A 4,452-nucleotide genomic window follows, 5' to 3' on the forward strand; every position below is an offset into this window, starting at 1 on the left:
TTTTCAAGACCGGTGCTTTCAACCACTCAGCCATCTCTCCGGAACGGGGCGTATACTAGAGGCAGCTCAGAGCGATGTAAAGTCCATTTTTACTTTTTCGCACTTAAGTGCTGATTTTATCAGCAAAAGCCTGTTTTCAGCGCTTTTCTCTCCTTTGCCCCGCCGTTTATTTAGCCAAATCGACCGTTGATGTAATCAGAGGTCAGTTTGTGCTCAGGGTCATTAAAGACTTTTTGTGTGCTGTTGACTTCAACCAAGTCACCAAGGTGGAAGTAGGCGGTGCGGTCAGACACTCGTGCCGCTTGCTGCATCGAGTGTGTGACGATCACGATGCTGAAGTTTTTCTTCAGATCGGCAATCAGCTCTTCAATGATACCGGTGGCAATCGGGTCTAGCGCCGAACAAGGCTCATCCATCAAGATCACTTCCGGCGCGACCGCAATGGTACGTGCGATACACAGACGCTGCTGCTGGCCGCCTGATAGACCTGTTGCTGGTTGATCGAGACGATCTTTCACTTCGTTCCAAAGCCCTGCGCGCGTAAGTGATTGCTCAACCAATGCATCCAGCTCGTCTTTGCCGTCAATCAAGCCATGGATACGTGGGCCATATGCCACATTATCGTAAACCGATTTCGGGAACGGGTTAGGACGCTGGAATACCATGCCCACTTGCGAGCGAAGCTCCACAATTTCGGTGTCGCGATGATAGATATCTTCGCCATCCAAAATAATATCACCCGACACTTGGCAGCCAGGAATGGTGTCGTTCATGCGGTTGAGACAGCGCAAGAAGGTAGACTTACCACAGCCTGATGGACCAATCATCGCCAAGACTTCTTTTTCACCAATATCCAAGCTGACATCGGTGATCGCTGATTTTGAGCCGTTTTCGTAATTCACAAAGACATTACGAGCCGTCATACGTGGGCTCTCTACAAAAGGCACACCACACGTTTCAGTCGGTGCCGCCGTATTTTGCGGCGTGGTTTCTGCTACTTCTTCAGTCATGGCTAAGTTGTTCATTGTTGTCGTCGTCATGGTTGTTTCTCCCGACTTACCAGCGTCGTTCAAGACGCTTACGCAGAATCACGGCACAGGCATTCATAAGGGCAAGGAATGCCAGCAATACCATGATTGCGCCAGAGGTGTTTTCGACAAAGCCCTTTTCAGGATTCTCTGCCCATAAATAAATTTGAACAGGTAACGCAGTGGCGGCATCTAGGGGCCCTGAGGGGATATCCACGATAAAGGCCACCATACCAATCATCAGCAGCGGCGCGGTTTCGCCCAGCGCTTGCGCCATGCCGATAATGGTGCCGGTGAGCATGCCAGGCATGGCAAGCGGCAATACATGGTGAATCACCATTTGCATTTTTGATGCGCCGACACCCAAGGCGGCATCACGTACCGATGGCGGTACCGCTTTAATAGATGCGCGGCTCGAGATAATGATGGTTGGCAGTGTCATCAGTGTCAGGACCAAACCGCCCACAACGGGCGCAGAACGCGGTAGATCGGCAAAGTTGAGGAACACGGCTAAGCCCAGCAAACCAAACACGATCGACGGTACCGCTGCCAAGTTATTGATGTTAATTTCAATAATCTCAGTAATGCGATTACGTGGTGCGAACTCTTCTAAGTAAATCGCGGCCGCCACCCCAATGGGGAAGCTTAATGCCAGTGTCACCAGCAGCGTATAGAAAGAGCCCACGGTCGCGCCCCAGATCCCGGCAAGCTCAGCATCACGGCTGTCACCATTGGTGAAAAAGCGCGAGTTAAACACGGTGCGAACACGATCGTCCTCTTTTAGCTGGTTGAACCAACCAATGTGTTTATCTTTAAACTGGCGATAAGACTCCGGCAAGCTGCCATCGATATTGCCTTTGTTAAACTGATTGACGTTATCGCCCGCGAGTGCCCAAATTTCAACCTCTTGCCCCACCAAGTCAGGATTGGCTGCCACGCGATCGCGCAAGTCGTACTCGGCACCGTTAGACAGAAAACGGAACAGCTCACGTTTGTCGCCACGCGATGTCACCTCGGGCATGGCATCAAAAATGGCATCTGCCAATACTGAGCGATAGCCCAGGTATTTAAGGGTCTCATCATTTAATGGCTTGCCTTCAATACCTAGGTTTTCTTCGCTTAAATCAACGGTCAAGCGAATTTCTGTGGTGTAGAAAGCGGTGTAGCCTTGCGAGACGATCGAGCCGAGCAATAGAACCAAGAAGGTAAACGCAAGGAAAATAGAGCCGATACCGTAAAAACGGAAACGTCCTTCTTTCCCGCGGCGCTTTGCTAAGCTGGCCCTTACCCTTGCGCGCTTTTCTTGCGCCAGTTGTTCGATTTTATCAGTCATATTGTTCCCGGTATTTCTTCACGATGTTCAACGCAATCACGTTAAGTGCCAGTGTCACAACAAATAAGGTCAGACCCAAAGCAAACGCCGCCAAGGTTTTTGGACTATCAAATTCTTGGTCACCCACAAGAAGCGTGACAATTTGCACCGTCACTGTGGTCACTGAGTCAAGTGGATTAGCCGTTAGGTTAGCCGACAGACCCGCCGCCATTACGACAATCATGGTTTCGCCAATTGCACGTGAAACAGCCAGCAATAAGCCACCCACAATGCCGGGTAATGCAGCCGGTAAAACAACCTTGCGAACCGTTTCTGACGGCGTCGCGCCCAGTCCATACGAGCCATCACGTAGCGATTGCGGTACAGCAGTGATCACATCGTCTGATAATGACGACACAAAAGGAATAATCATGATCCCCATCACCGCACCGGCAGCCAGTGCACTCTCTGACGACGCGCTGCTAAAGCCGATCGCTTGTGCCACATCACGGATAAAGGGTGCGGCCACCAATGCGGCAAAGAAGCCATAAACCACGGTTGGAATACCTGCCAGGATCTCCAAAATTGGTTTGACGATACCCCGTATACGCGGCGATGCATATTCGGCCAAGTAGATCGCACTCATCAATCCGACTGGTGCCGCAATGCACATGGCGATAAACGAGATCATCAAGGTGCCGGTAAACAGCGGAATCGCACCAAATGAGCCACTGGCCGCTTGTTGGTCTGCACGTAAGGCAATTTGCGGTGACCACTCAGTACCAAAGATAAATTCAGTGACTGGGATCATTTGGAAAAAGCGCAACGCCTCAAACAACACCGAGAGCACAATGCCCAGTGTGGTTAAAATCGCGAGTGTTGAACAAAGCAGCAAAAAAGCCTGCATCACATTTTCCACGCGATTTCGAGCGCGAAGACGTAATCGCAGAGAGCGCCAGCCAAAGGCCAACCCCGCTAATGCAAGCGATGTCATGGCGGTGAAACGCAACGTCGTTCCCAGTTGGTTCAACATTTGATAATGGTCAGCCGCTGCCAACAAGACAGCATCGTCAGTTTGGGTGATGCCACGAGCGACGTTGCCAATCTGACTGTATAGCAAGTCGGCGTTGCCGAACTGCGTGACATACGAATCAGATAGTTGTGCCATCACCAAACTGTGGATCAAGTTGGGTTCTACCGCTTGCCACAACAATAAGAGAACCAGTGCCGGAATAGCCGCGAGAATCGCGACATAAGAGCCGTAATAATTAGGACGAGAATGAAGCTTACTCAATCCGCCAGCCGTATCGGCGAGCTTGATTGAGCGTGCTCGAGCAATAAAAAAGCCTGAAATTGCAATGACAGCAATTACGGTCATCAGCATGGGTGTTGTCATTGTTCCTCCTGAACACGCACAAAGGTGGCACCTCATGTGTGCCACCTTTTCGTGTTCACACTGCGCTTACAGGTTTGGTTTTAGGTCAACTGCGGCGCTGCGTACTTGTTTCCATTCACCGTTGTCGAGTGGGATAAGGCCACGGTCAGCCAAGTAACCCATGTTGCCGATTGCATCTTCAGCAGTGAATGCGCTTACGTAGTCTTTCAGACCTGGAATCACGTCTTCGTGTGCTTTTTTCACGTAGAAGTACAGTGAGCGTGATACGGGGTAGTCACCGCTACCAATCGCGTCAAACGTTGGTTCAACACCCGAGATTTTTGAGCCTTGTACTTTGTCTGCGTTTTGCTCTAGGAAGCTGTAACCGAAGATGCCAAGTGCGTCTGGGCTTGCTTCAAGCTTTTGTACGATAAGGTTGTCGTTCTCACCCGCTTCGATGAAAGCACCGTCTTCACGCATGCCATGACAAATCGCTTTAAATTTGTCTTCGTTGCTGTCTTCAAGCGCGGCCACTTCTGGGTATTCGGCACAGCCCGCTTCCATGGCTAGCTCAACAAAGGCGTCACGTGTACCTGATGTTGGTGGTGGACCTAGCACTTCAATTTTGGTGTTAGGCAGTGATGAATTCACGTCTTTCCACGTGTCATTTGGGTTATCAATGAAATTGCCGTTACCGTCTGGCACGGTTTTGGCGAGCGCGGTGTAGATCTCTTTCA

Annotated in this window: 5 protein-coding genes; 1 reads left to right on the forward strand and 4 read right to left on the reverse strand. The window is 50.6% G+C overall.

Translation table 11 applies throughout. From position 1 onward, the window contains the following. Positions 1-190, forward strand: a 190-nt coding sequence (locus C7A19_RS15795; protein WP_235614323.1) for a hypothetical protein, incomplete at its 5' end; no start/stop codon positions are given. On the opposite strand, the gene pstB is transcribed toward C7A19_RS15795, so the two are convergent. The 4 genes from pstB to C7A19_RS14695 all read right to left on the reverse strand — a co-directional run. After that, on the reverse strand, positions 171-923 hold the full coding sequence (gene pstB / locus C7A19_RS14680) for a phosphate ABC transporter ATP-binding protein PstB (RefSeq protein WP_218089801.1): 753 nt from the start codon (positions 921-923) through the stop codon (positions 171-173). The two genes, C7A19_RS15795 and pstB, sit on opposite strands and share 20 nt — an antisense overlap. A 133-nt stretch (positions 924-1,056) precedes the next feature. Then, positions 1,057-2,361, reverse strand: a complete 1,305-nt coding sequence (gene pstA / locus C7A19_RS14685) for a phosphate ABC transporter permease PstA (protein WP_077486915.1) — start codon at positions 2,359-2,361, stop codon at positions 1,057-1,059. After that, on the reverse strand, positions 2,354-3,736 hold the full coding sequence (gene pstC, locus C7A19_RS14690) for a phosphate ABC transporter permease subunit PstC (protein WP_069362254.1): 1,383 nt from the start codon (positions 3,734-3,736) through the stop codon (positions 2,354-2,356). The genes pstA and pstC overlap by 8 nt, the downstream gene beginning before the upstream one ends. A 66-nt stretch (positions 3,737-3,802) precedes the next feature. Further along, on the reverse strand, positions 3,803-4,452 hold a 650-nt coding region (locus C7A19_RS14695; protein WP_201264103.1), incomplete at its 5' end, for a substrate-binding domain-containing protein.

The sequence above is a fragment of the Salinivibrio sp. HTSP genome (genome assembly GCF_003390965.1).
In the GTDB taxonomy this organism is placed as follows: domain Bacteria; phylum Pseudomonadota; class Gammaproteobacteria; order Enterobacterales; family Vibrionaceae; genus Salinivibrio; species Salinivibrio kushneri.